This is a genomic window from Streptomyces sp. SudanB182_2057 (genome assembly GCF_964272715.1).
Lineage (GTDB): Bacteria > Actinomycetota > Actinomycetes > Streptomycetales > Streptomycetaceae > Streptomyces > Streptomyces rubradiris.
Window position 1 is genome coordinate 3,587,322 of the sequence record NZ_OZ186798.1, and the last position, 23,955, is coordinate 3,611,276.

Consider the following 23,955-nt stretch of genomic DNA (forward strand, 5'->3'; position numbering starts at 1 on the left):
CTGGCCCCGGGGCGCGGTGGTGAGCCGACGCATACCCCCGGGCGCGGCCGGGGGCCTCGACGCGGGCCCCGAGGGCCTGAACGGCGTCGGCAAGGGCCACCCGCGGGCAGCTTGAGCACGCGGGGCCGGGGTGCCGGGGCCGAGGCTGAGGCCAGGACCAGGGCGTGAGCGGGGCCAAGTGGCAGGGCGGCCCCACTGGCCCCGGGGCGCGGTGGTGAGCCGACGCGGGTCCCTTGGCACGGCCGTGGGCCTCGACGCGACCCCCCGGAGCCTGAATGGCGCCGGCAAGAGCCTCCCGACGGGGCCGGCCCCGGGGCGTGAGCGGGGCCAGGGCCGCCCCTCCGGCCCCGGGGCACGGGCGCGGGCCGACGCGGACCCTGTGTGCGGCCGTGAGCCCCCTCGCGGGCCACAGGGGCCTGGACGGCCCCGGCAAGGGCCTCCCATGGGCAGGTGAGCGCCGGGGTCGGGGGGCCGGGCTACCTAGGGCCCGGCGGCGCGCGCAGGGCGCTGCGTGGCCGTGGGGCGGGCTCCGAAGGGGACTGAGGATGCCGGGAGGCTCAGGGACGGCCTGAGGCTCAGGAAGCCGTGCCCGTGCCGCCCGTGGCCATGCCGCCGGACTTCATCATCTCGCCGAAGTCCTTGGTGTCGTCGGCCGGCGGGGCCTCCGTGCTGACCTTCACGCCGTAGTCGGAGTAGAACGACGTGTTGTTCAGGACCCCGTTGGCGGTGTCGGCCTTCTCGGTCTTCTTGATCAGGAGGTTCTGGTCGTCGACCCAGATGTCGATGGTCTCGGTGGTGATGCCGGCCTGGCTGAGCTGCTTCTTCAGGGCCGCCATCTGGTCGGCGCCGAGGTTGCTGGTCTTGTCGGCGAGGTCGGCGACGTTCACCTTGCCCGAGTAGTGCGTGGTCTTGACGCCGGAGACCTTCTCCTCGCCGACCTTCTTCACGTCACCGGAGGCCAGCAGCATCTTCACCGACTGGTTCGGCGTGGCGTTCTGGAGCTGGTCCTTCATGTACGACCCGGACGCGCCGCCGAACTTCGCGAGGTCGTCGTAGGAGTACTTGATCCAGTGCTTGCCGCCGCCCGCCTGCTGGGCGTACGTCTCGCTCATGTGCGCGTAGTAGGCGTCCTGCAGATAGCGGGCCTCCATCGACTGGTTGCCGGCCTTCTTCATCAGCTCGGCCATCTGGCCGCCGGTGTAGGTGATGGTCAGGTTGCCCTTGAGGCCGTCGTTCCAGGTGAGGGCGCCGTCCGCGGTCATCGCCATGATGTCGCCGAGGGACGTCGTGGAGCGCACCTTGGCCGAGTCGGCCTGGTCGGTGGACTTCTCGACGGACCGCAGCGCGGCGATCGGGCTGAGCTGTATCGCGCCCTTGCCGGCCTCCTTGCCGGCCGCCTTGTCGTCGCCCTTGCCGGAGTCGGAGGAGCCGCAGGCGGCCACTCCGGTCAGCGCGGCCACCACCGCGACGGAAAGGGTCACCCGGCGCACGGTCGTGCTCTTCATCTGTTCCCACCCCTGTTGTGTGTCCTGTGCCTGCACCGTAGCCCAGGCCACTGACAGTCCTTCGAACGGACGTACACAGAAAGGACGGGCCCGGAACCGGAGAGGTTCCAGGGCCCGCCCTTTTCGCTTACGCGTCCCTGACGCGGCTACCGAGCTGAGCCGGGGCTCAGACGGCGGCCGGGTCCTCCTCGACGAGGAGGTTGCGGGTGCGGTTCGGGTCGACCGGGATGCCGGGGCCCATCGTGGTGGTGATGGCGGCCTTCTTGATGTAGCGACCCTTGGCGGCGGACGGCTTCAGACGGAGGATCTCCTCCAGCGCGGCGCCGTAGTTCTCCACCAGCTTGGCGTCGTCGAAGGACGCCTTGCCGATGATGAAGTGCAGGTTCGAGTGCTTGTCGACGCGGAACTCGATCTTGCCGCCCTTGATGTCCGTGACGGCCTTGGTCACGTCGGGGGTGACGGTGCCGGTCTTCGGGTTCGGCATCAGACCACGCGGGCCGAGGACGCGGCCGAGGCGGCCGACCTTGCCCATGAGGTCCGGGGTGGCGACGACGGCGTCGAAGTCCAGACGGCCCTTCGCGACCTCGTCGATCAGCTCGTCGGCACCGACGATGTCGGCGCCCGCGGCACGCGCGGCCTCGGCACGGTCGCCGGTCGCGAAGACCAGGACCCGGGCGGTCTTACCGGTGCCGTGCGGAAGGTTCACGGTGCCACGGACCATCTGGTCGGCCTTGCGCGGGTCGACACCCAGACGGAAGGCGACCTCGACGGTGGCGTCGAACTTGGTCGTGGAGGTCTCCTTGGCGAGACGGACGGCCTCGAGCGGGGCGTACTGCTTCTCCCGGTCGATCTTGGCGTCCGCAGCGCGGAGAGCCTTGCTGCGCTTGCTCACAACTTGCTCCTGTGTGTTCTGAAAGGAGTCGTGGTCACTGGGCCGAGCAGGCCCTGCCACGTGCGGCCGCGAAATGCAGGCAGCCGCATGACTGCTACGAAGGTGGGGTTCAGCCCTCGACCGTGACGCCCATGGAACGCGCGGTACCGGCGATGATCTTCGCGGCGGCGTCCAGGTCGTTCGCGTTCAGGTCGGGCATCTTGGTCTGGGCGATCTCGCGGACCTGCGCCTGGGTGATCTTGGCGACCTTGGTCTTGTGCGGCTCGCCGGAGCCCTTCTCGATGCCCGCGGCCTTGAGGATCATCTTCGCGGCCGGCGGCGTCTTGGTCACGAAGGTGAAGGAACGGTCCTCGTAGACCGTGATCTCCACCGGGATGACCCAACCGCGCTGCGACTCGGTCGCGGCGTTGTAGGCCTTGCAGAACTCCATGATGTTGACGCCGTGCTGGCCCAGCGCCGGGCCGACCGGCGGAGCCGGGTTGGCGGCGCCGGCCTGGATCTGGAGCTTGATGAGCCCCGTGACCTTCTTCTTCTTGGGAGGCATGCTCTCTCCGGGTCCTTACTGAGAGGTTGATGGCCATCTGCGATGGCGGATCCATGCCGTTGCACGATCCCGCAGATGGCATACCGCACAACGATAGCCGCTGTCCCCACGAGACAAGAAATCCCCCAGGTCAGGCGCCCCGCACGGATTCTTCGGGGCGCCCGTCGCGCAGCACGCGCACGGCCGCGGCGAGCAACGCGAGCAGGCTCGCGCCCACGGGCACGGCGAGCAGCGCGGCGACGGCCCCGCGTCCGGTGTCGTCCGCGAGCGCCACCCGCTCCGGCTCGCCGGGCGCGGCGCGCACGGTCACCGGGTCGCCCTCGGTGTGGCCCCACGCGCGCGTGCCGACCGGCAGGCCGGCCGTCACCCGCTCCCCCGCGACGGAGTACGTCACCGAGCAGCGGCCGAGGAGGCAGGCGCCGTCGTGGAAGGTGGCCGCGACCGGCTCGGCGCCGCGCAGTCCGGTGCGCTGCCAGGCCGCCGGCACGCAGACGGCGTACAGCAGGACCAGCGGCGCCAGCACGGCCACGGCGGCGAGGGCGGGCCGGACACGGCGGAAGCGCCCCGGTCCGGTGGTCACCGGGGGGGCGCTTCCGGGGAGTGTGCTCAGTTCTTCTGGATCTGGTCGAAGGACAGCTCGACCGGGGTCTCCCGGCCGAAGATCTCGACCAGGCCCTTGACCTTCTTGGAGTCGGGGTTGATCTCGTTGATGGTCGCCTGGAGCGTGGCGAACGGGCCGTCGGTGACGGTGACCGAGTCGCCGACCTCGAAGTCCAGCACCTGGACCTCGACCTTACGCTGCGGGGCGGGCTTGCCCTCGGCCTCGGCCGCCTCGCGGGCGGCCTTCTCCTCGGCCTCCGGGGCGAGCATCTTGACGATCTCGTCCAGGGTCAGCGGGTAGGGGTCGTAGGCGTTGCCGACGAAGCCGGTGACGCCCGGGGTGTTGCGGACGACGCCCCAGGACTCGTTCGTCAGGTCCATGCGGACCAGGACGTAACCCGGCAGCTTGTTCTGCTTGATCGTCTTGCGGTCGCCGTTCTTGATCTGGACGACCTCTTCCTGCGGCACCTCGGCCTGGAAGATGTAGTCCTCGACGTTCAGCGAGACGGCGCGCTGCTCCAGGTTGGTCTTCACGCGGTTCTCGTAACCGGCGTAGGTGTGGATGACGTACCACTCGCCGGGCAGGGTGCGCAGTTCCTCGCGCAGGGCCTGGACCGGGTCGACCGGGGCGGCGGTCTCCTCGACCGCCTCCTCGGCGGCCTCGTCGCCCTCGTCCTCGGAGACGTCCTCGTCCTCGGCGTCGTCGGCGTGCACGGCGGCCTCCTCGGCCGGCTCCCCCGCCTCGGCCTCGGCAGCCTCGAACTCGTCCTGGTCGTCCGCGCCCTCGACGATGTCGAGCTCGTCGTCCACCGTCTCGGCAGCCAGCCCCCGGGGCTCAGTGGCGTCGTCGTTCAGGTTCGGGTCAGACACGATGGCTGCTTCTTCCTGGATACATAGGGGTGGAACATGCGAAAAGGGGCGCCGGTACCACGGCGCCCTTCGCTTTTGGCTCAGCCGAAGACGTACTTGGCCGCGTGGTCGAGCCCATAGTCAATCACGGTCACCAGAGCGATCATGATGACGACGAAGAAGATCACCACGGTGGTGTACGAAGTCAGCTGGTTGCGCGTCGGCCAGACGACCTTGCGGAGCTCCGCGACGATCTGGCGGTAGAAGGTGGCGAGGCGCTTCAGCGGGCCCTTCTTGGCGCGCTTACCGCCCTTGCGGGCCTTCTTGGACTCGGGCACCTCGTCCTGGGCATCAGGCGTGTCGATGGAGCCTACGGCGTCCGTCATAGTCCTCACCTGATCCCGGGTCGTGGCCGTGCCGCGCCCGGTTTCTGAGCCGCACGGCGGTGCATTGCTGTACGTACATGCGCACACATCCTGGCGGTGTGTGTAGCAGGGCCGGAGGGACTTGAACCCCCAACCGCCGGTTTTGGAGACCGGTGCTCTACCAATTGAGCTACGACCCTTTGTGTGTCCCCCAACGTACCGCATCCAACCGGGTGCCCGATGTGCACCGGCTCGACGGCGGCCGTCGAGAGGCCAACGAGGTGAGAGTGTACGTGGTCCGGGGCCCGGCGTCGAACAGAAAGTGCCCGTCGGGATCCCGGAAGGGAAGATCGTCCTGGCCGGAGGCCGGATTCGGACCCCTGTTCACCCCTCGACCACCGGCTGCCCAGTCTGTGAAACCCGTGTGCCGGGGGCATTTCCGGTCTGGAACGATGGTCCGCATGAGCGCTGCAACCCCTCCCACCGAGCGCCGGGTCTCCGCCCGCGTCGGCGCGATCTCCGAGTCCGCCACCCTCGCCGTGGACGCCAAGGCCAAGGCCCTGAAGGCCGCCGGGCGTCCGGTGATCGGCTTCGGCGCCGGTGAGCCCGACTTCCCGACCCCGGACTACATCGTCGAGGCGGCCGTCGAGGCCTGCAAGAACCCCAAGTACCACCGCTACACCCCGGCCGGCGGCCTGCCCGAGCTGAAGGCCGCGATCGCCGCCAAGACGCTGCGCGACTCCGGCTGGGAGCCCGACGTCTCCCAGATCCTGGTCACCAACGGCGGCAAGCAGGCCATCTACGAGGCCTTCGCCGCGATCCTCGACCCGGGCGACGAGGTCATCGTCCCGGCGCCGTACTGGACGACGTACCCGGAGTCCATCCGCCTGGCCGGCGGCGTCCCGGTGGAGGTCGTCGCGGACGAGACCACCGGCTACCGGGTGTCGGTGGAGCAACTAGAGGCGGCGCGTACGGAGCGGACGAAGGTCGTCCTCTTCGTCTCCCCGTCCAACCCGACCGGCGCGGTGTACTCCGAGGCCGAGACCGAGGCGATCGGCCGCTGGGCCCTCGAGCACGGCCTGTGGGTGCTCACCGACGAGATCTACGAGCACCTGGTCTACGGCGACGCCGCCGCGGTGTCCCTGCCGGCGCTCCTGCCCGAGCTGCGCGACAAGTGCGTCGTGGTCAACGGCGTGGCGAAGACGTACGCCATGACCGGCTGGCGCGTGGGCTGGGTCATCGGCCCGAAGGACGTCGTCAAGGCCGCGACGAACCTCCAGTCGCACGCCACCTCCAACGTCTCCAACGTGGCCCAGGCGGCCGCCCTGGCCGCCGTCTCGGGCGGCCTGGAGGCCGTGGCGACGATGCGCGAGGCGTTCGACCGGCGGCGCAAGACCATCGTGCGGATGCTCAACGAGATCGACGGCGTGGTCTGCCCGGAGCCCGAGGGCGCGTTCTACGCCTACCCCTCGGTCAAGGCGCTGCTCGGCAAGGAGATCCGCGGCAAGCGCCCGCAGGACACCGTCGAGCTGGCCGCGCTGATCCTGGAGGAGGCCGAGGTCGCGGTCGTCCCGGGCGAGGCCTTCGGCACCCCGGGCTACCTGCGGCTGTCGTACGCGCTCGGCGACGAGGACCTCGTCGAGGGCGTGAGCCGCGTCCAGAAGCTGCTGGCGGAGGCGCGGGACTAGTTCCCGGCCGCCACGCGCGCGTGCGGGCCGTCTCCCCCGGGGAGGCGGCCCGTTCGTGTGTACGGGCAAGCCCACCTACGGTGAAACGGCTACCGGGAAGGCGGTGGCGTACGGCAGGATCTGGGAATGGAGCGTGTACGTGATCTCTCTGAGCTGCCGAAAGCCCATCTGCACCTGCACTTCACCGGATCGATGCGACCAGGGACCGTGCTGGAGCTGGCCGACAAGTACGGCGTACGGCTGCCCGACACGCTGAGGGACTCCCTCGTCAGCGGGGATCCGCCCCGGCTGCGCGCCACGGACGAGCGGGGCTGGTTCCGTTTCCAGCGGCTGTACGACGCGGCCCGTTCCTGCCTGCGCGCCCCGGAGGACATCCAGCGCCTGGTCCGGGAGGCCGCGGAGGAGGACCTGAAGGACGGCTCGGGCTGGCTGGAGATCCAGGTGGACCCGACGTCGTACGCCCCCCGGCTGGGCGGTCTGATCCCGGCGCTGGAGGTCATCCTGGACGCGGTCGAGACGACCTCCCGGGAGACCGGCATCGGCATGCGCGTCCTGGTCGCCGCGAACCGCATGAAGCACCCGCTGGACGCGCGCACGCTGGCCCGGCTGGCGGTGCGCTACGCGGACCGGGGCGTGGTCGGCTTCGGGCTCTCCAACGACGAGCGGCGGGGTCTGGCGCGGGACTTCGACCGGGCCTTCCACATCGCGCGCGAGGGGGGTCTGCTGTCGGCCCCGCACGGCGGCGAGCTGTCCGGCCCGGCGTCGGTCCGGGACTGCCTGGACGACCTGCACGCCACGCGGATCGGGCACGGGGTGCGGGCCGCGGAGGACCCGCGGCTGCTGAAGCGGCTGGCCGACCGGGGCGTGACCTGCGAGGTGTGCCCGGCCTCGAACGTGGCGCTCGGCGTGTACGAGAAGCCGCAGGACGTCCCGCTGCGCACCCTCTTCGAGGCGGGCGTGCCGATGGCGCTGGGCGCGGACGACCCGCTGCTGTTCGGCTCGCGGCTGGCCGCGCAGTACGAGATCGCCCGACACGCCCACGGCTTCTCGGACGCGGAGCTCGCGGAGCTGGCCCGGCAGTCGGTGCGGGGCTCGGCAGCGCCGGAGGAGGTCAAGGCGCGGCTGCTGGCGGGCGTGGACGACTGGCTGACCCGCCCGGCCGCCGGGCCCGCCTGACGGGGCCCCGGGGAGCCGGCACGGCGGCTCCCGGCGGTCCCGGCGGTCCCGGCGGTCCCGGCCCTACAGGCTGACGCCGACGGTCACCGGCTCGTTGACGAGCGTGACGCCGAAGGCGGCGCGGACTCCGTCGACCACCTCGCGGGCCAGGGCGAGGAGGTCCTCCGTGGTGGCCTCGCCCCGGTTGGTCAGGGCGAGGGTGTGCTTGGTGGAGATGCGGGCGGGGCCGGTGCCGTAGCCCTTGGTGAAGCCCGCCTTGTCGATCAGCCAGGCCGCGGAGGTCTTCGTACGGCCCTCCCCCGCCGGGTAGGCGGGCGGTTCGACGCCCTCGCCCAGCCGCTCGCGCACGCGCGCGTGGAAGGCGGCGAACTGTTCGTCGGTGAGGATCGGGTTGGTGAAGAAGGAGCCGGCGGACCAGGTGTCGTGGTCCTCGGGGTCCAGCACCATGCCCTTCCCGGCGCGCAGCTTCAGCACGGTCTCGCGGGCGTCGGCGAGCGGTACCCGGTCGCCGGTCGCCACGCCGAGCGCGCGGGCGGTCTCGGCGTACTTCAGCGGCGCGGACAGCCCGTCCGCGTCCTCCAGCGCGAAACGGACCCGGAGCACGACATAGCGGTCCGGGTCGGCCTTGAAGCGGCTGTGGCGGTACGAGAAGGCGCACTCCTCGTTCGTCAGGGTGACGGTCTCGCCGGCCCGGCGGTCGTACGCGATCACCTCGGTGATCGTCGAGGAGACCTCCTGGCCGTAGGCGCCCACGTTCTGGATCGGCGTGGCGCCCGCGGAGCCGGGGATGCCGGCCAGGCACTCGATCCCGGCGAGCCCGGCCTCCACGGTGCGGGCGACGGCGTCGCTCCACACTTCGCCGGCCGCCAGTTCCAGCGTGCCGCCGCGCAGTTCGAACCCGCGCGTGGCGATGCGCAGCGCGGTGCCGTCGAACCCCTTGTCGCCGATGACCAGGTTCGAGCCGCCGCCGATGACCAGCAGCGGTGTGCCGCTGTCGTCGGCCTCGCGCACCGCGGCGATCACCTCGGCGTCGGTGCCGGCCGTGATCAGCCGGGTCGCGGGGCCGCCCAGCCGGAAGGTGGTCAGCGGGGCAAGGGGGGCGTCGTGGAGTACCTGCACGGGGCCAAGCGTACGAGACGTCACCGAGGGGTCCGGGCAGGCGGGGAGCACCCGCCCGCGGGAACGCCGGGCACCGGCAGAACAGGGAACGCGTAAGGGGCGTCCCTCAAAGGAGGACGCCCCTTACATCGGCTCGGGCTCCGTCAGGCCAGGCGTACGACCGCCCGGGACATGCCCAGCACCTTCTGGCCGGCGCTCGTGGCCGTCAGGTCCACCCGGACGGTGTGGTCGTCCAGCTTGGCCGCGACCTTGCCGCTGACCTCGATCAGCGCGCCCTGGTCGTCGTTCGGGACGACGACGGGCCGGGTGAAGCGGACGCCGTACTCCACGACCGCGCCGGGGTCCCCGGTCCAGTCCGTGACCACGCGGATCGCCTCGGCCATGGTGAACATGCCGTGCGCGATGACGTCCGGCAGGCCCACCTCCTTGGCGAACTTCTCGTTCCAGTGGATCGGGTTGAAGTCCCCGGAGGCCCCGGCGTAGCGCACCAGCGTGGCGCGCGTCACGGGGAAGCTCCGCGCCGGCAGCTCGGTGCCGACCTCGACCTCGTCGTACGCGATCTTCGCCGTCATCGGGTCCTCACGCCTCCTCGGCCGCGCGGGCCACGAGCTTGGTCCAGGCGGTCACGACGAGCTCGCCGGTCTCGTCGTGGACCTCGCCGCGGATGTCCAGGATGTCGTTGCCCGCGAGGGACTTGATCGCCTCAATGGTGGAGGTGACCGTGAGCCGGTCGCCGGCGCGCACCGGGCGGGCGTAGGCGAACTTCTGGTCGCCGTGCACCACGCGGCTGTAGTCCAGGCCGAGCTGCGGGTCCTGGACGACCTGTCCGGCGGCCCGGAAGGTGATGGAGAACACGAAGGTCGGCGGGGCGATCACATCGGGGTGGCCGAATTCCTTGGCGGCCTCGGGATCGGTGTACACCGGGTTGGTCTCGCCCACCGCTTCGGCGAACTCGCGGATCTTCTCCCGGCCCACCTCATAGGGAGCGGTGGGCGGGTAGGTCCGTCCCACGAAGGACTGGTCGAGCGCCATGGCCCGGCACCTCCTGATCTCTGCTGTGATGGCCCCAAATTAGCCGGAAACCGGCCGCGGAATACGCAGGGGGCCGGTGGGGGGCTCGATGCGGGACGGGCCGTGGAAACGCCGTGAGGCCGCCCCCTCGGAAGGGGACGGCCTCACGGACGAGCCTGATTTATCGCGTTTCGCGGTGCGCGGTGTGCGCGTTGCAACGCGGGCAGTGCTTCTTCATCTCAAGACGGTCCGGGTTGTTACGCCGGTTCTTCTTGGTGATGTAGTTCCGCTCCTTGCACTCCACGCAGGCCAGCGTGATCTTCGGGCGGACGTCGGTGGCAGCCACGTGAGTGCTCCTAAGACGAACGGATGGACTGGTTCAACGCAAGAAAGAGTAGCCGATCGAAGGACCGACCCCGCAATCGGCTACTGTCAGTAGCGGTGACCGGACTTGAACCGGTGACACAGCGATTATGAGCCGCTTGCTCTACCGACTGAGCTACACCGCTTTGATGAGATCAGCTCCCGTCTCGCGACGGGAACCTCTCACATCAGAGCCCCAAAACGGAATCGAACCGTTGACCTTCTCCTTACCATGGAGACGCTCTGCCGACTGAGCTATTGGGGCGAGCGATGAAGACATTACACGGTCCGCAGCCGTTCGCCCAAATCCGTATCCCGCCGCCCGTCCGGCGGCCCTCCGCGAGGTGCCGGAGGGGGCGGACCACGCCGGTACGACTATTGCGCTCCTGCCGTATCGGCGCGGCTCGCGAGCCTAGGCTCGACTCGCCCTGCGTGATCTTGGGGCGACGCACGCGCCCCCGCCTCACGCCGGCCCGACCGAGCCCCTCCCGCCGACCTGGAGCGCGATGCCCGACAGCCAGCCGCAGCCGCAACCGCCGTCGAACCCGCCAGGCCCACCGGGGGCCCCGGGGCCGTCCGGCCCGGCCGCCCTGCTGCTGTGCGGGGCGCGGCTGGCCGACGGCCGGACCGTGGACGTACGGCTCGGCGGCGGGCGCATCGAGGCGGTGGGCACGGCCGGCAGCCTCGCGCCGGACCCGGCCCGTACGGGCCTCACCCGGGTGGACCTGAGCGGCTATCTGCTGCTGCCGGCCCCGGCCGAACCGCACGCCCACGGGGACACCGCGCTGTCCGCCGAGCACCCCGGTCCGGTGTCGTACGCCCCCGAGGACGTCCAGCGCCGGGCGACCCAGGCGGCCCTGCTGCACCTCGGGCTCGGCGCGACGGCGGTGCGCGCGCACGTGCGCGTGGGCGACGTCCAGGGGCTCGGCGCGCTCGGCGCGGTGCTGCGGGCCCGGCGGTCGCTGCGGGGGCTGGCGGAGCTGACGACGGTGGCGATGCCCCGGCTGCTGACCGGGGTGGCCGGGGCCGACGGGCTGGCGATGCTGCGGGACGCGGTGAAGATGGGCGCCTCGGTGGTGGGCGGCTGCCCGGACCTGGACCCGGACCCCACCGGCTACGTGGAGGCGGTCCTGGAGGTGGCCTCCGAGCACGGCTGTCCGGTGGACCTGCACACCGACGCCGCCGACCCGGCCCGGCTGGCCCGGCTCGCGGCCATGGCCGGGGGCCTGCGCCCCGGCGTGACGATCGGGCCGTGCGCCGGTCTCGCGCGCCTGCCCGCCCAGGTCGCCTCGCGCGCCGCCGACCGGCTCGCGGCGGCCGGCGTGACGGTGGTCTGCCTGCCCCAGGGCACCTGCGGCGGCGCCGGCCGGCGCGGCACGGCACCGGTACGGCTGCTGCGCGCGGCCGGGGTCCGGGTGACGGCCGGCGGCGGGGCGCTGCGCGACATCTCCAACCCCGTCGGCCGCGGCGACCCCCTGGAGGCGGCGTACCTCCTCGCGTCCGTCCACGGTCTGCGCCCGGAGGACGCCTACGACGCCGTGTCGGCCTCGGCCCGTGCGGCGCTGGGCCTGCCCCAGGTGCGGGTGGAGGCGGGCTTCCCGGCCGAGTTGCTGGCCGTACGCGGCGACCGGCTGGCCGGGGCGCTCTCCCTGGCCTACAGCAGGATCGTGGTGCACCGGGGCCGCGTGGTGGCCCGTACGAGCGCGGTACGCGAGTACTGCCAGTCGACGGGGACGGGGGAACCGGGGCTGCCCCGGCAGGGCCGCGGAGAGCTGTCCTGAGGAGGTGCCGGGCGGGGTCCGGCAGGGCCGCACGCGCGCGTGGCCACGCGCGCGTGCCGGGGCCGGTGTCACGCCGGTCGACTCGTGCGGCGGGTGCGGCCCTTCGGGCGTACGGTCGGAATCATGCGCATTGTCATCGCTGGTGGTCATGGTCAGATCGCGTTGCGGCTGGAGCGCCTGCTCTCCGCGCGCGGTGACGAGGTGGCGGGGATCATCCGCACCCTGGAGCAGGGCGACGACCTGCGGGCGGCCGGCGCCGAACCGGTCCTGCTCGACCTGGAGTCGGCCCTCGTGGAGGAGGTCGCGGCGCATCTCCAGGGCGCTGACGCCGCGGTCTTCGCGGCGGGCGCGGGCCCGGGCAGCGGCGCGGCCCGCAAGGACACGGTGGACCGGGGCGCGGCGGTGCTGTTCGCGGACGCCGCCGTACGCGCGCGCGTGCGGCGCTTCCTGGTGGTGTCCGCGATGGGCGCGGACCCCGCGCACCAGGGGGACGAGGTCTTCGACGCGTATCTGCGCGCCAAGGGCGAGGCCGACGCGTACATCACCCGGCAGGAGGCGCTGGACTGGACGATCCTGCGCCCCGGCGCGCTGACGGACGAGCCGGGCACCGGGCTGGTCCGCATGGAGGCGCACACCGGGCGCGGCTCCGTCCCCCGGGACGATGTCGCGACCGTCCTCGCGGAGCTGGTGGACACGCCCGCGACGGCCGGTCTGACGCTGGAGCTGATCAGCGGTTCCACGCCGGTGTCGGTCGCGGTCAAGTCGGTGGCCGGGAACTGAGCGGACTCAGAACAGGGGCAGCTGACCGGGGAAGTCGGGTACGGCGTAGCCGTCCAAGGAGGGCTGGGCGGCGCCCAGTTGCGCGTGCCGCCGGGATCCCGCGCAGGAGACGAGGTCGCCGTTCGCCCGCGCCCCGGGCGGGTCGTGGCGTGCGAAGCGGCCCGCTACGACGGCGATGTCGCGGTGGCACACGGGGCAGGTTCTGCGTCGGGAGGACATGCCGCCAGTGTGCCCGCCGGCGCGCCGGGACCTCGACCGGCCGTCAAGTCGCGTACGAACGGCGGCGGGAGGCTGACGGGGCTGCCGGAGCTGCCGGAGCTGCCGGAGCTGCCGGGTGGTCAGGTCCGGGTCTCCGCCTCCCACCGGTCGGGGCCCACTCCGCGCCAGTCGATCAGCGGCGAGTCGGCGACCTCCTCCGGTTCGATCTCCAGCCCCGCCCGGCGCAGGAACTCCACGAGGTCCCGCACGTTGTGCGCGAGTCCGAGGATCTCGCCGTCGACCCGCACCCGGCGGCCGCCGGTCGGGGACGGCAGGTGCACGATGATGGGACGCTTCCCGGCCATGGCTCCAGCATCGTCCGGACCGCCCGGACCCGCACCCGGGCCGGTCGTCCTGGAAGCGTCGAGGTGATGGCACCAGGGCTTCGGGAGCGTCCCGGAGTTCACGGGCGGCGGGCCACGAAGACCAGCTCCCTTCCCGGTCTGTCGGGGGCGTCCCGGACCTCCTCCAGCACGTAGCCGTGCGCGAGCAGGTCCCGCTCGACCTCCGCCCGCTCCCGGAAGCGCAGCGTGGAGTCCGAGGTGAGCACCTGTCCGTCCGCCGCGAAGGCGTAGCTCTGCCGGAAGGTCACCAGCGGCCCGCTCACCTCGGTCAGCTCGACCCAGTACTCGACCGTTCCAGCACCGGGGACCTCCGTCACGACGTACGACCGCTCACGGGTCCACTCCGTCCAGCCGCGCCGGGCCGGGTCGCGGGTCTCGAAGACCAGCCGCCCGCCGGGCCGCAGCGCTTCCCGGGCTCCCCGCAGCGTCTCCCGCCACGCGTGCGGATCGACGACGGCCTGGGCGACGTTGCCCGTCATCGTCGCCAGGTCCACCCGGAGCGGCGGGAGGGCGGTGGCGTCGCCGTGGATCCAGCGGACGCGCTCACCACCCGGTTTGGCCCGGGCGACGTCCAGGGAGGCCCGGGCGGGGTCGACGCCGACGACCTCGGTCCCGCGCCCGGCCAGCAGGAGGGCGAACACACCGGTCCCGCAGCCGATGTCCAGCACCCGGCGCGCCCCGAACTCCTCCGCCATGCCCAGATACGCGTCGAGGTCCGCCCGGCCGTCGTCGAGCGCGTCGTAGACCGCGGCGAGACGCGGATGCGCGAAGCAGTCGTCGGCCATGCGCACGAACGTACGCGGCGCCGCACCCGGCCGGCGACCCTTTTCCGGGGCGCGCGGACTTCATGTGCGGGGTTCTGGGCACCCAGCCGGTATGGGCAGCCCGATCCCTCCGGGAGCGTCGGCACGGCACCTGTCTCCCGCGCCGGAGAACGTCGTGGTGGCCCGGAGGTTCGTACGGTCGGTGCTGGACGGTCTGGCGCCGGACGTGCTGGACACCGCCGAGCTGCTGACCGGCGAGCTGGTGACCAACGCGGTCCTCCACGCGCGCACCGGGATCGAGGTGGAGGCGTGGACCGTCGAGGGCCAGGCCCATGTGCGGGTCAGCGATCACCGCCCGGACCACGGGCTGGTACCGCACGTCCGCCACCTGTACGCCTGCACCGGCAGGGGTCTGGCCCTGGTCGAGGAGCTGGCCACCAGCCACGGCGTGCACAGCGGGGAGGACCGCAAGACGGTCTGGTTCGAGCTGTGGCCCGAGGCACCGGCGCCGCCGGCGTCCGCGTGGGAGACCGTGGCGCCGCCCGGCCGGACCGTCACCGTGACGCTGAACGACGTACCGTACGCCCTCTACTGGGCGGCCCAGCAGCAGTGGGAGGGGCTGCTGCGCGAGCTGTTCCTCGCCCGCGCCGGCGCCTTGCGGGCCGGGGTGCGCCCGGAGGACCTCGCCGCCGCCCAGGACACCAGCGGCATGATCTGCGCGTCCATGACGGCGGCGGTGGAGCAGGAGACCCCCGACAGTTCGACGCTCTCCCTGCGGGTGGCGTTCGCGGCGGACGCGGGGCCCCGCATCGCGACGCTGCGCCGGGTCCTCGACGCCGCCGACACGGCGGCACAGCAGGAGAGCCTGCTGGTCCTGCCGCCCCTGCCGCACATCCGGGCCTTCCGGAACTGGCTGCTCGACCAGATCGCCGGTCAGCTGCTCGGCGGACAGCCCACCTCGTGGACGCAGGTCACCGGCGCCCCGGGCGCCAACCCGACGGATCTGGCGCCCTGGGACGCGAGCGAGGTGGAGGCGGCCCTGGTGCCGACGGTGGCGGCCGACGACACCAACCGGATCGTCGCGGTGAACGACGCCGCGTCGGGCCTGCTGGGCTGGCCGGCGCACGATCTCGTCGGCCGGCCGCTGACCGTGCTCATGCCCGAACACCTCCGCCGACGCCATGTGTCGGCCTTCACCTCGCTGCTGCTCACCGGGGAGTCCCGCATCCTGGGCCGCCCGATACCGGTGCCCGCGCTGCACCAGGACGGCCGGGTGGTCCCGATCCGCCTCACCATCCAGACGCAGGAGGCGATCGACGGACGGTCCGTGTTCGTCGCCCAGCTCGCCACGACGACGGCTCCCCCCGCCCCGCCGGACGCCCCCGCGGACGGCCGCCCCGCCACCCGGCCGGTGCCGGGCCCGGTGCACCTGCCGACCACCACCAAGAAGACCAAGACGCTGAGCACGGAGACGGCGGCACCGGAGTGGCTGTCCCTGTTCGCCGACACCGGGATGGCGCTGACCAGCACCCTCGATCCGGACGAGCGGCTGCGACGGGTGTGCCACGTCCTGACCCGGGGCCTGGCCGACTGGTGCGTGGTGGACCTGGTCGACGGGCAGGGGCGGCTGGAGCGGGTCTGTGTCGTGCACCGCGACCCCCAGGTGTCGGTGTCCGAGGAGCACCTCGGCACGCTGCCGCCGGCGTCCGGGATCACCCAGAGCTCGCTGCTCAGAGTGCTCCGCGGCGCCGGTCCGCTGCTGGTCACCGACATCACCCCGCCCGACGACCCGCCGAGCCCCCTGGACGCCCGGCAGCACGACCTCGTGCGGCGGCTGGGCGGGAGCAGCGCGGTCGTCGCCCCGCTGCGGGCCGAGCGCGCGGTGTTCGGCGCCCTGACCATGGTCCGCACCGATGCCGGGCACCCGTTCGCCAAGGAGGACGTGCCCTTGATCGCGGAGCTGGTCCGCGCGGTCGCGCTCGGGGTGGACAACGCCCGTCTGCACCAGCACGCCCGCTCCAACGCCGAGCACCTCCAGCGCGCGCTGCTGCCCGAGCTGCCCCGCGCCGACCGCCTGGAGCTGGCCGCCCGCTATGTGCCGTCCAGCACCACGGCCGAGGTCGGCGGCGACTGGTACGACGCCTTCACGCTACCGGGCGGTGACATCGTGCTGGTCATCGGGGACGTGTCCGGTCACGATCTCCAGGCCGCGGTCGCCATGAGCACCCTGCGCAACATGCTGCGCGGTATCGCCGTCGACCGGCAGGAACCGCCCGAGGAGGTCCTGCGCCGCCTGGACCTGGCGAGCCAGACCCTGAACCCGCAGTCCACCGCCACCTGCGTGTACGGCCTGGTCAAGAGCGACGCCCACACGACGTACCTGCACTACTCCTCGGCCGGCCACCTGCCGCCCCTGCTGACCACCCAGGAGGGCGGGACGCGGTACCTGGACGCGGGCCGGGGCCTGCTGATCGGGATGGACCCGCAGCTGCCCCGCCGGTCCGCCTGGGAGCTGCTGCCGCCCCACTCCACGCTGCTGTTCTTCACGGACGGCCTCATCGAACGCCGCGGTGAGTCGCTGGACGAGGCCATGAGCAGGCTCCGCCGGTCCACCGCCGCCCAGGCGCGGACCCCGCTGGACGTCTTCTGCGACGAGCTGATCCTCAGGTTCGGCCGCGACACCACCGACGACATCGCCCTGCTCGCCCTGCGCCCCGGCCCACCGGCTTGACCCGCGTACGACAAAAGCCCCGTGACCTGCGTATCGCAGATCACGGGGCTCTCGCTACCGTGTGGCGGCGCCAGGATTCGAACCTGGGAAGGCTGAGCCGGCAGATTTACAGTCTGCTCCCTTTGGCCGCTCGGGCACACCGCCTGGTACTGCTGCCGTCACGGACCCCGCTTTTCGGCGGTGTTCCCCGGCAACGACGTAAACAATACCCGATGCGTGGGGGTGCTTCGCCACCCGGTTGATCTCCGCATGCGGGGGCGCGGGGTGGCTAGGCTGGTGCGGATGCGGCCCGGTGCACCACCGGGCCCGGCGGCCGCCGCCGCGCGCCGGCACCCACCCCATCCGCAACCCGATGCAAGGAGCCACAGGACATGGCCGACTCCAGTTTCGACATCGTCTCGAAGGTCGAGCGGCAGGAGGTCGACAACGCCCTCAACCAGACCGCCAAGGAGATCTCGCAGCGCTACGACTTCAAGGGCGTGGGGGCTTCGATCAAGTGGTCCGGTGAGGACAAGATCCTCATGGAGGCGAACTCCGAGGACCGGGTGAAGGCCGTTCTCGACGTCTTCCAGTCCAAGCTCGTCAAGCGCGGCATCTCGCTGAAGGCGCTGGACGCGGGCGAGCCGCAGCTCTCCGGCAAGGAGTACAAGCTCTTCGCGTCGATCCAGGAGGGCATCTCCCAGGAGAACGCCAAGAAGGTGGCGAAGATCATCCGCGACGAGGGCCCGAAGGGCGTGAAGGCGCAGGTCCAGGGTGACGAGCTGCGCGTCAGCTCCAAGAGCCGCGACGACCTCCAGACCGTGATCGCCCTCCTGAAGGGCAAGGACTTCGACTTCGCGCTGCAGTTCGTGAACTACCGCTAGACGTACGGAACGCGAGAAGGGCGGGTGCCGTGGGGTACCCGCCCTTCCGTGCTGCCCGGAGCTCCCCCGGCCGCGTTCAGTCGCGCGAGTTGCCGAACAGGAGGCGGTAGACGATCAGCAGCACCAGGGAACCGCCGATGGCCGCCGCCCAGGTCGCGCCGTCGTAGAAGTGCTTGCTGACCGGGTGGTCCAGCCAGCGCGCCGAGATCCAGCCGCCGAGGAACGCGCCCGCGATGCCGATGAGGGTCGTCCCGATGAAGCCGCCGGGGTCGCGGCCCGGCAGCAGGAGCTTGGCGATGGCCCCGGCCAGCAGCCCCAGGATGATCCAGCTGATGATGCCCATGCCGTGAACCTGCCCTCCCGCGCCGTGTCCGCGCTGTCCGTGCCCCGGTCTTCGGCCGTGGGCCCGGTGTGCGGCACGCGCGCGTGTTCGTGCCGTGTCAAGAAGGAAGACGCCCGCGTCCGCCCGCCGGTTGCCACGCTCAGTAGGGTGCGGCGCATGACACGTACGGATGCCGGTCTGCGCCGCGGTCTGGGCCTGCGGGACGCCGTGGTCGTGGGCCTGGGTTCGATGGTCGGCGCCGGGGTGTTCGCGGCGCCGGGCCCCGCCGCGCGGGCGGCCGGGTCCGGGCTGCTCGCCGGGCTCGCCCTCGCCGCCGTGGTGGCCTACTGCAACGCGCTGTCCTCCGCCCGGCTGGCCGCCCGCTATCCGGCCTCCGGCGGCACCTATGTGTACGGCAGGGAGCGGCTGGGCGCCTTCTGGGGCTATCTGGCCGGCTGGGCCTTCGTGGTCGGCAAGACGGCCTCCTGCGCGGCCATGGCGCTCACCGTGGGCACGTATGTGTGGCCGGGGCAGGCGCACGCGGTGGCGGTCGCCGCCGTGCTGGCGCTGACCGCCGTGAACTACGGCGGGATCCAGAAGTCGGCGTGGCTGACGCGGGGCATCGTGGCCGTCGTCCTGGCCGTGCTCGCGGCCGTGGTCGTGGTGTGCCTGGCCTCGGGCCGCGCGGACGCCGGACGGCTGGGCACCGGCCCCTCGGCGGGCCCGGGCGGGGTGCTCCAGGCGGCCGGGCTGCTGTTCTTCGCGTTCGCCGGGTACGCGCGGATCGCCACCCTCGGGGAGGAGGTGCGCGACCCGGCGCGCACGATCCCGAGGGCCGTTCCGCTGGCGCTGGGGATCGCCCTGGTGGTGTACGCGGCCGTGGCCGTCTCGGTGCTCGGCGTGCTCGGCGCGGACCGGCTGGGGCACGCGGCGGCGCCGCTGGCCGACGCGGTGCGGGCGGCCGGGGCGCCGGGGCTGGCGCCCGTGGTGCGGGCCGGGGCGGCGGTGGCGGCTCTGGGCTCGCTGCTGGCGCTGATCCTCGGGGTGTCCCGTACGACGCTCGCCATGGCCCGTGACGGGCATCTGCCGGGCGCGCTGGCGGCCGTGCACCCGCGGTTCCGGGTGCCGCACCGGGCGGAGGCGGCGGTGGGCGCGGTGGTGGCCGTGTTGGCGGCGACGGTGGACGTGCGCGGCGCGATCGGTTTCTCGTCCTTCGGCGTGCTCGCCTACTACGCCGTCGCCAACGCCTCGGCCTGGACGCTGAGCGCGGCCCCGCGCGCCCGCGTGGTGCCCGCGGTGGGCCTGCTGGGCTGCGCCGTGCTGGCGTTCGCGCTGCCGCCGGTGTCGGTGGCGGCCGGCGCGGGTGTGCTCGCGCTGGGCGTGGCGGTCTACGGCCTGCGGCGGTGGCGGGCGGGCCGGCGCGGGGCCTGAGGCCCTTCCGGTCGCCCGGCGGGACGTACGGCGGTCAGCGGGCGGCGAACGGCCGGTCGCTGGGGACGATCTCGCGGCCCAGCGGCAGCAGGGAGACCGGTATCAGCTTGAAGTTGGCGATGCCGAACGGGATGCCGATGACCGTGACGCACAGCAGGACACCGGTCACGATGTGGGCGAGCGCCAGCCACCAACCGGCCAGGATCAGCCACAGCGCGTTGCCCACGCAGGAGGGCGCGCCCGCGTCACGCCGCTCGACCGTGGTGTGCCCGAAGGGCCACAGGGCGTAGACGCCGATGCGGAAGGCGGCGATCCCGAAGGGGATGCCGATGACCGTGACGCACAGCAGGACACCGGCGAAGAGGTACCCGAGGAACAGCCAGAAGCCGGACAGGACGAGCCAGATGACGTTCAGGACGGTCTTCACGGTTGTCCTGCCATCCTTTCCAGGCGGGCGATGCGCTCCGCCATCGGCGGGTGGGTGGAGAACATCTTGGACATGCCCTGGCCCGGCCGGAAGGGGTTGGCGATCATCATGTGGCTCGCCGTCTCGATCCGGGGCTCGGGGGGCAGCGGAAGCTGCTTGGTGCCCGTCTCCAGCTTGCGCAGGGCACTGGCGAGGGCGAGCGGGTCGCCGGTGAGCTGGGCGCCGGAGGCGTCCGCCTCGTACTCCCGGGAGCGGCTGATGGCCAACTGGATCAGGGAGGCGGCGAGCGGGCCGAGGAGCATGATCAGCAGCATGCCGAACAGGCCGGGCCCCTCGTCGTCGTCCGAGCGGCCGACCGGGATCAGCCAGGCGAAGTTCACCAGGAACATGATCACGGAGGCGAGCGCGCCGGCGACCGAGGAGATGAGGATGTCCCGGTTGTAGACGTGGCTCAGTTCATGGCCGATGACGCCGCGCAGCTCGCGCTCGTCCAGCAGGCGCAGGATGCCCTCGGTGCAGCACACGGCCGCGTTGCGCGGGTTGCGGCCGGTGGCGAAGGCGTTCGGGGCCTCGGTCGGCGAGATGTACAGCCGGGGCATGGGCTGGCGGGCCTGCGTGGACAGCTCCCGCACCATCCGGTACAGCGCCGGGGCCTCGAACTCGCTGACCGGGCGGGCGCGCATGGCGCGCAGCGCGAGCTTGTCGCTGTTCCAGTACGCGTACGCGTTCGTGCCCAGGGCGACCAGGACGGCGACGACCAGCCCGGTGCGGCCGAAGAAGCCTCCGATGACGATGATGAGCGCGGACAGCCCTCCGAGGAGTACGGCCGTCCTGAGCCCGTTGTGCCGGCGGTGCACGGTGCGCCCTCCAAGTCGTGCTGCTGGGGATCACCCCGATCCAGTGGACCCTCCCGCTTCGGACAACGCCGGGCGGGGCCCGCGAGTTCCCGCGCGCCTGCTGCCGTCCGCCCCGGCCGGGCGGGTGACGTGGACTTTCGCCCGTCCGCGCGCGGGGCCCAACGGGTGCCCCGCGCGCGCGTGCCGACTCCTAGAAGAGTCCGCCGGACGCGAAACGGAGGACCAGCTGGGGCGCTCCGGACAGGGCGACGCCGAGGACTCCGGTGAGGGCGAGCGCGGCCGTGAGGGGGGCCGGGACCCGGTGCCGGACGGGCTCGCCCTCGGGGGCGCGGAACAGCAGGGCCGTCCACTGGAGGTAGTAGAAGAGGGCGATCACGACGTTGACGGCCATGACCACGGCGAGCCAGCCCAGGTGTGCGTCGACGGCCGCCGAGAACACGGTGACCTTGGCGAACAGGCCGATGACGCCCGGCGGCAGTCCGGCCAGGCACAGCAGGAAGAAGGCCAGCAGCAGCGCGCTGAGCGGGTTGGTGGCGTACAGGCCCCGGTAGTCGGCGACGCGGTTCAGCGGCCGGCCGCGGCCCACCAGGGCGGCCACGGCGAAGGCGCCGAGGTTCACGGCGGCGTACATCAGGGCGTAGGCGACGGTGGAGCCGATCGCCCGCTCGGCGTCCTTGGTGTATCCGGCGGCGGCGATCGGCACCAGCAGATAGCCGGCCTGGCCGACGGAGGACCAGGCGAGCAGCCGTACGGCGCTGTACGCGCGCGAGGCCCGCTGGCGCAGGGCGGCGACGTTGCCGGCGGTCATGGTGAGGGCGGCCAGGACGGCGAGCGCGGGCCCCCAGACGTCGGCGTACGAGGGGAACGCGACGACGGTGACGAGGATCAGGCCGGAGAAGCCGACCGCCTTGCCGACGACCGACAGATAGGCGGCGACGGGCAGGGGCGCGCCCACGTAGGTGTCGGGCACCCAGAAGTGGAAGGGCGCGGCGGCCGTCTTGAAGGCGAAGCCGACGAGGGTCAGTACGACACCGGCCTGGGCGAGGGTGTGCAGCTGCCCGTCGACGTGCGTCAGGCGCTGGGCGGCCTGGGTGAGGTAGAGCGTGCCGGTGGAGGCGTAGACGAAGCTGACGCCCATCAGGCTGACCGCGGTGGCGGTGACCGAGGACAGGAAGAACTTCAGCGCGGCCTCGGAGGACCGCTTGTCGCCGTGCCGGATGCCGACGAGGGCGAACGCGGGCAGCGAGGCGACCTCCAGGGCGACGATCAGCGTGGCCAGGTCGCGGGAGGCGGGCAGCAGGGCGGCGCCGGCCGCGGAGGACAGCAGCAGGAACCAGAACTCGCCCGCCGGGACGCGCCGCCGCTCGTCGTCCAGGTGGGTGACGGACAGCAGGGCCGCGAGCAGGGCCCCGCCGAGCACCAGGAACTGGACGACGAGGGTGAAGTGGTCGGCGGTGTAGCTGCACGCGCGCGCGGGGCCGCCGGTGCAGAAGGTGGCGCGGTCGCCGTCCAGGAGGGGCAGCAGCAGCGCCGTCGCCGCGGCGAGCCCGGCGACCGAGACCCAGCCGAGCACGGCCTTGCGGGGCTCTGGCACGAACAGGTCGGCGACGAGGACGGCGAGCGCGACGACGGCCGCGAGGGTGGGCGGGGCGATCGCGAGCCAGTCGACGGACTGGACCAGCGACTCGGCAAGCGGCTGGGCGCTCATCGGGTGCCTCCTGCGAGGAGCTGCTGCACGGCCGGGTCGGTCAGGCCGAGCAGGGCCTTCGGCCACAGTCCGGCGAGGACGGTGAGAGCGACCAGCGGGGTCCAGGCGGCGAACTCGTAGCCGTGGACGTCGGCGAGCTTCGCCGTCTCGCGGTCCGCGCCGCCCATGCAGACGCGGCGGACCACGATCAGCATGTACGCGGCCGTGAGCAGGGTGCCGAACGCGCCGATCGCCATGAAGGTGAGGAAGGCCGGGCGGCTCAGGCCGGCGGCGGGCCGGAAGGAGCCGAACAGGGCGAGCATCTCGCCCCAGAATCCGGCGAGTCCGGGCAGGCCGAGGGAGGCGACCGCGGCGAAGGCGAGGAGGCCGCCGAGGCGCGGGGCCCTGCCGTACAGCGCGGCGCCCGTCTCCTCGGCCAGGGTGTCCAGGTCGGTGCTGCCGGTACGGTCCTTCAGCGCGCCGACCAGGAAGAACAGCAGGCCGGTGATGAGGCCGTGGGCGATGTTGGCGAACAGGGCGCCGTTCACGCCGGTCGGGGTGGTGCTGGCGATGCCGAGCAGGACGAAGCCCATGTGGCCGACGGAGGAGTAGGCGATCAGCCGCTTGAGGTCGCCCTTGGCGCCCTGCCGGGCGAGGGCCAGGCAGGCCAGGGATCCGTAGACGATCCCGACGACGGCGAACGCGGCGAGGTACGGCGCGAAGACGCGGAAGCCGTCCGGCGCGACCGGCAGGACGATCCGAACGAACCCGTACGTACCCATCTTCAGCAGGACACCGGCCAGCAGGACCGAGCCGACGGTCGGCGCGGCGGTGTGGGCGTCGGGCAGCCAGCTGTGCAGCGGCCACATCGGCGTCTTCACCGCGAGCCCGATCCCGATCGCCAGAACGGCGATGACCTGCACGGATGTGGTCAGCGACCGGCCGTTGTCAGTGGCGAGTGCCACCATGTCGAACGTGCCCGCCTCGATCCCGATCAGGAGCAGGCCGAGCAGCATGACCACGGAACCGAGCAGCGTGAACAGGATGAACTTCCACGCGGCCCGGGTCCGGCCCGCACCGCCCCAGCGGGCGATGAGGAAGTACATCGGGATGAGCACCATCTCGAACGCGAGGAAGAACAGCAGCAGGTCGAGCACGGCGAAGGTGGCGAGGGTGCCGGACTCCAGCAGCAGCAGGAGTGCGACGAACGCCTTCGGGGCCGGGCCCGCCGGCGGCTTGAAGTAGGAGTAGAGCGCGCAGAGGAAGGTCAGCAGCGCGGTCAGGACCAGAAGGGGGAGGGAGATGCCGTCGATGCCGAGGTGGATCCGCACGTCGAGCGCGGGGATCCAGCTGATGTCGGTCGTGGCCTGTGTCTTCGACGGATGGCCGTGGTCGAAGCCGAGCGCGAGGACGATCGCGGCGAGAAGGATCGCGCCGGTGACGGTCACGCCGTGCCGCAGCACGGCCTGCTCGGGCGACTTCCCCTTCAGTCCGGGCGGGGCCGGGAGGAGCGCGGCGACGGCGCCGAGGAGCGGGCCGACGACGACGAATGCCAGAAGGAACTGCATCACGGACTCGTTGATATCGATCACGCCTGC

The 23,955-nt window shown here is 72.4% G+C and carries 25 protein-coding genes and 4 tRNA genes; 7 read left to right on the forward strand and 22 right to left on the reverse strand.

Translation table 11 applies throughout. From position 1 onward, the window contains the following. Positions 1 to 575: 575 nt before the first annotated feature. The 7 genes from ACSURM_RS15390 to ACSURM_RS15420 all read right to left on the reverse strand — a co-directional run bounded on the left by ACSURM_RS15390 (position 576) and on the right by ACSURM_RS15420 (position 4,955). Positions 576 to 1,505, reverse strand: coding sequence for a hypothetical protein (locus ACSURM_RS15390; protein WP_436955558.1), 930 nt, complete (start codon positions 1,503 to 1,505; stop codon positions 576 to 578). 166 nt (positions 1,506 to 1,671) lie between these two features. Further along, positions 1,672 to 2,397 carry a 50S ribosomal protein L1 gene (gene rplA / locus ACSURM_RS15395; protein WP_436955560.1) on the reverse strand — a complete coding sequence of 242 codons (726 nt, stop codon included), beginning with the start codon at positions 2,395 to 2,397 and terminating at the stop codon, positions 1,672 to 1,674. Positions 2,398 to 2,506: 109 nt separating this feature from the next. Further along, positions 2,507 to 2,941 carry a 50S ribosomal protein L11 gene (rplK, locus tag ACSURM_RS15400; protein ID WP_030601313.1) on the reverse strand — a complete coding sequence of 145 codons (435 nt, stop codon included), beginning with the start codon at positions 2,939 to 2,941 and terminating at the stop codon, positions 2,507 to 2,509. Positions 2,942 to 3,071: 130 nt separating this feature from the next. Next, on the reverse strand, positions 3,072 to 3,521 hold the full coding sequence (locus ACSURM_RS15405; RefSeq protein WP_436955562.1) for a hypothetical protein: 450 nt from the start codon (positions 3,519 to 3,521) through the stop codon (positions 3,072 to 3,074). A gap of 26 nt (positions 3,522 to 3,547) precedes the next feature. Then, entirely contained in the window at positions 3,548 to 4,411 is an 864-nt protein-coding gene (gene nusG / locus ACSURM_RS15410; protein WP_436955564.1) for a transcription termination/antitermination protein NusG, read from the reverse strand. A gap of 80 nt (positions 4,412 to 4,491) precedes the next feature. Continuing rightward, on the reverse strand, positions 4,492 to 4,776 hold the full coding sequence (secE, locus tag ACSURM_RS15415) for a preprotein translocase subunit SecE (RefSeq protein ID WP_359051349.1): 285 nt from the start codon (positions 4,774 to 4,776) through the stop codon (positions 4,492 to 4,494). A gap of 106 nt (positions 4,777 to 4,882) precedes the next feature. Then, a tRNA-Trp gene (locus ACSURM_RS15420) sits at positions 4,883 to 4,955 on the reverse strand. Between the two features lie 261 nt (positions 4,956 to 5,216). On the opposite strand from ACSURM_RS15420, the gene ACSURM_RS15425 reads away from it, so the two are divergent. Both ACSURM_RS15425 and ACSURM_RS15430 read left to right on the forward strand, forming a co-directional pair. Next, positions 5,217 to 6,443 carry a pyridoxal phosphate-dependent aminotransferase gene (locus ACSURM_RS15425; protein WP_436955566.1) on the forward strand — a complete coding sequence of 409 codons (1,227 nt, stop codon included), beginning with the start codon at positions 5,217 to 5,219 and terminating at the stop codon, positions 6,441 to 6,443. A gap of 126 nt (positions 6,444 to 6,569) precedes the next feature. Further along, positions 6,570 to 7,619, forward strand: a complete 1,050-nt coding sequence (locus ACSURM_RS15430; RefSeq protein ID WP_436955567.1) for an adenosine deaminase — start codon at positions 6,570 to 6,572, stop codon at positions 7,617 to 7,619. 63 nt (positions 7,620 to 7,682) lie between these two features. Here the strand turns inward: ACSURM_RS15430 and ACSURM_RS15435 are convergent, their stop codons facing one another. The 6 genes from ACSURM_RS15435 to ACSURM_RS15460 form a co-directional block, all read right to left on the reverse strand. Continuing rightward, a complete protein-coding gene (locus ACSURM_RS15435) occupies positions 7,683 to 8,738 on the reverse strand; it encodes a UDP-N-acetylmuramate dehydrogenase (protein WP_436955569.1) in 1,056 nt (351 codons plus the stop codon). Positions 8,739 to 8,881: 143 nt separating this feature from the next. Next, positions 8,882 to 9,310 carry a MaoC family dehydratase gene (locus ACSURM_RS15440; protein WP_030778424.1) on the reverse strand — a complete coding sequence of 143 codons (429 nt, stop codon included), beginning with the start codon at positions 9,308 to 9,310 and terminating at the stop codon, positions 8,882 to 8,884. Between the two features lie 7 nt (positions 9,311 to 9,317). After that, positions 9,318 to 9,770, reverse strand: coding sequence for a MaoC family dehydratase N-terminal domain-containing protein (locus ACSURM_RS15445; RefSeq protein WP_359051337.1), 453 nt, complete (start codon positions 9,768 to 9,770; stop codon positions 9,318 to 9,320). Between the two features lie 160 nt (positions 9,771 to 9,930). Further along, positions 9,931 to 10,095 carry a 50S ribosomal protein L33 gene (gene rpmG / locus ACSURM_RS15450; protein ID WP_003948671.1) on the reverse strand — a complete coding sequence of 55 codons (165 nt, stop codon included), beginning with the start codon at positions 10,093 to 10,095 and terminating at the stop codon, positions 9,931 to 9,933. Positions 10,096 to 10,185: 90 nt separating this feature from the next. Then, positions 10,186 to 10,258, reverse strand: a tRNA-Met gene (locus ACSURM_RS15455). Positions 10,259 to 10,304: 46 nt separating this feature from the next. Then, a tRNA-Thr gene (locus tag ACSURM_RS15460) sits at positions 10,305 to 10,377 on the reverse strand. A gap of 241 nt (positions 10,378 to 10,618) precedes the next feature. Here ACSURM_RS15460 and ACSURM_RS15465 point away from each other — a divergent pair. Then, complete coding sequence (locus tag ACSURM_RS15465; RefSeq protein WP_436955571.1) at positions 10,619 to 11,893, forward strand: hydrolase; 1,275 nt, start codon at positions 10,619 to 10,621, stop codon at positions 11,891 to 11,893. A 123-nt stretch (positions 11,894 to 12,016) separates the two neighbouring features. After that, positions 12,017 to 12,673, forward strand: coding sequence for an SDR family oxidoreductase (locus tag ACSURM_RS15470; RefSeq protein ID WP_436955573.1), 657 nt, complete (start codon positions 12,017 to 12,019; stop codon positions 12,671 to 12,673). A gap of 6 nt (positions 12,674 to 12,679) precedes the next feature. Here the strand turns inward: ACSURM_RS15470 and ACSURM_RS15475 are convergent, their stop codons facing one another. From ACSURM_RS15475 to ACSURM_RS15485, 3 genes are all read right to left on the reverse strand, one after another. Further along, complete coding sequence (locus ACSURM_RS15475) at positions 12,680 to 12,892, reverse strand: hypothetical protein (RefSeq protein WP_436955574.1); 213 nt, start codon at positions 12,890 to 12,892, stop codon at positions 12,680 to 12,682. A gap of 119 nt (positions 12,893 to 13,011) precedes the next feature. Then, a complete protein-coding gene (locus ACSURM_RS15480; protein WP_030641125.1) occupies positions 13,012 to 13,236 on the reverse strand; it encodes a hypothetical protein in 225 nt (74 codons plus the stop codon). Between the two features lie 98 nt (positions 13,237 to 13,334). Then, positions 13,335 to 14,060 carry a class I SAM-dependent methyltransferase gene (locus ACSURM_RS15485; RefSeq protein WP_436955576.1) on the reverse strand — a complete coding sequence of 242 codons (726 nt, stop codon included), beginning with the start codon at positions 14,058 to 14,060 and terminating at the stop codon, positions 13,335 to 13,337. Between the two features lie 91 nt (positions 14,061 to 14,151). Here ACSURM_RS15485 and ACSURM_RS15490 point away from each other — a divergent pair, with 91 nt between their 5' ends. After that, the gene (locus ACSURM_RS15490) at positions 14,152 to 16,770 is read left to right on the forward strand and encodes a SpoIIE family protein phosphatase (RefSeq protein ID WP_436955578.1); all 2,619 of its coding nucleotides are present in this window, start codon (positions 14,152 to 14,154) and stop codon (positions 16,768 to 16,770) included. Positions 16,771 to 16,832: 62 nt separating this feature from the next. Here ACSURM_RS15490 and ACSURM_RS15495 read toward each other — a convergent pair. Further along, positions 16,833 to 16,914: transfer RNA gene (locus ACSURM_RS15495), tRNA-Tyr, on the reverse strand. Between the two features lie 227 nt (positions 16,915 to 17,141). Between ACSURM_RS15495 and ACSURM_RS15500 the strand changes: the two genes are divergently transcribed. Then, positions 17,142 to 17,633 (forward strand): YajQ family cyclic di-GMP-binding protein, encoded by a 492-nt coding sequence (locus ACSURM_RS15500; protein WP_436955580.1) that lies wholly within the window; start codon positions 17,142 to 17,144, stop codon positions 17,631 to 17,633. Between the two features lie 76 nt (positions 17,634 to 17,709). Here ACSURM_RS15500 and ACSURM_RS15505 read toward each other — a convergent pair whose 3' ends face one another. Further along, positions 17,710 to 17,976, reverse strand: a complete 267-nt coding sequence (locus ACSURM_RS15505) for a GlsB/YeaQ/YmgE family stress response membrane protein (RefSeq protein ID WP_436955582.1) — start codon at positions 17,974 to 17,976, stop codon at positions 17,710 to 17,712. Positions 17,977 to 18,132: 156 nt separating this feature from the next. Here ACSURM_RS15505 and ACSURM_RS15510 point away from each other — a divergent pair, with 156 nt between their 5' ends. Next, on the forward strand, positions 18,133 to 19,386 hold the full coding sequence (locus ACSURM_RS15510; RefSeq protein WP_436955584.1) for an APC family permease: 1,254 nt from the start codon (positions 18,133 to 18,135) through the stop codon (positions 19,384 to 19,386). 34 nt (positions 19,387 to 19,420) lie between these two features. Here ACSURM_RS15510 and ACSURM_RS15515 read toward each other — a convergent pair whose 3' ends face one another. The 4 genes from ACSURM_RS15515 to ACSURM_RS15530 form a co-directional block, all read right to left on the reverse strand. Further along, entirely contained in the window at positions 19,421 to 19,813 is a 393-nt protein-coding gene (locus ACSURM_RS15515) for a YccF domain-containing protein (protein ID WP_436955586.1), read from the reverse strand. Then, positions 19,810 to 20,670 carry a zinc metalloprotease HtpX gene (htpX, locus tag ACSURM_RS15520; protein ID WP_436955588.1) on the reverse strand — a complete coding sequence of 287 codons (861 nt, stop codon included), beginning with the start codon at positions 20,668 to 20,670 and terminating at the stop codon, positions 19,810 to 19,812. Before htpX ends, ACSURM_RS15515 begins: the two co-directional genes overlap by 4 nt. A 190-nt stretch (positions 20,671 to 20,860) precedes the next feature. Further along, positions 20,861 to 22,378, reverse strand: coding sequence for an NADH-quinone oxidoreductase subunit N (locus ACSURM_RS15525; protein ID WP_436955590.1), 1,518 nt, complete (start codon positions 22,376 to 22,378; stop codon positions 20,861 to 20,863). Further along, positions 22,375 to 23,949: a complex I subunit 4 family protein gene (locus ACSURM_RS15530; RefSeq protein WP_436955592.1), complete on the reverse strand. Its 1,575-nt coding sequence runs from the start codon at positions 23,947 to 23,949 to the stop codon at positions 22,375 to 22,377. The genes ACSURM_RS15525 and ACSURM_RS15530 overlap by 4 nt, the downstream gene beginning before the upstream one ends. Positions 23,950 to 23,955: the final 6 nt, after the last annotated feature.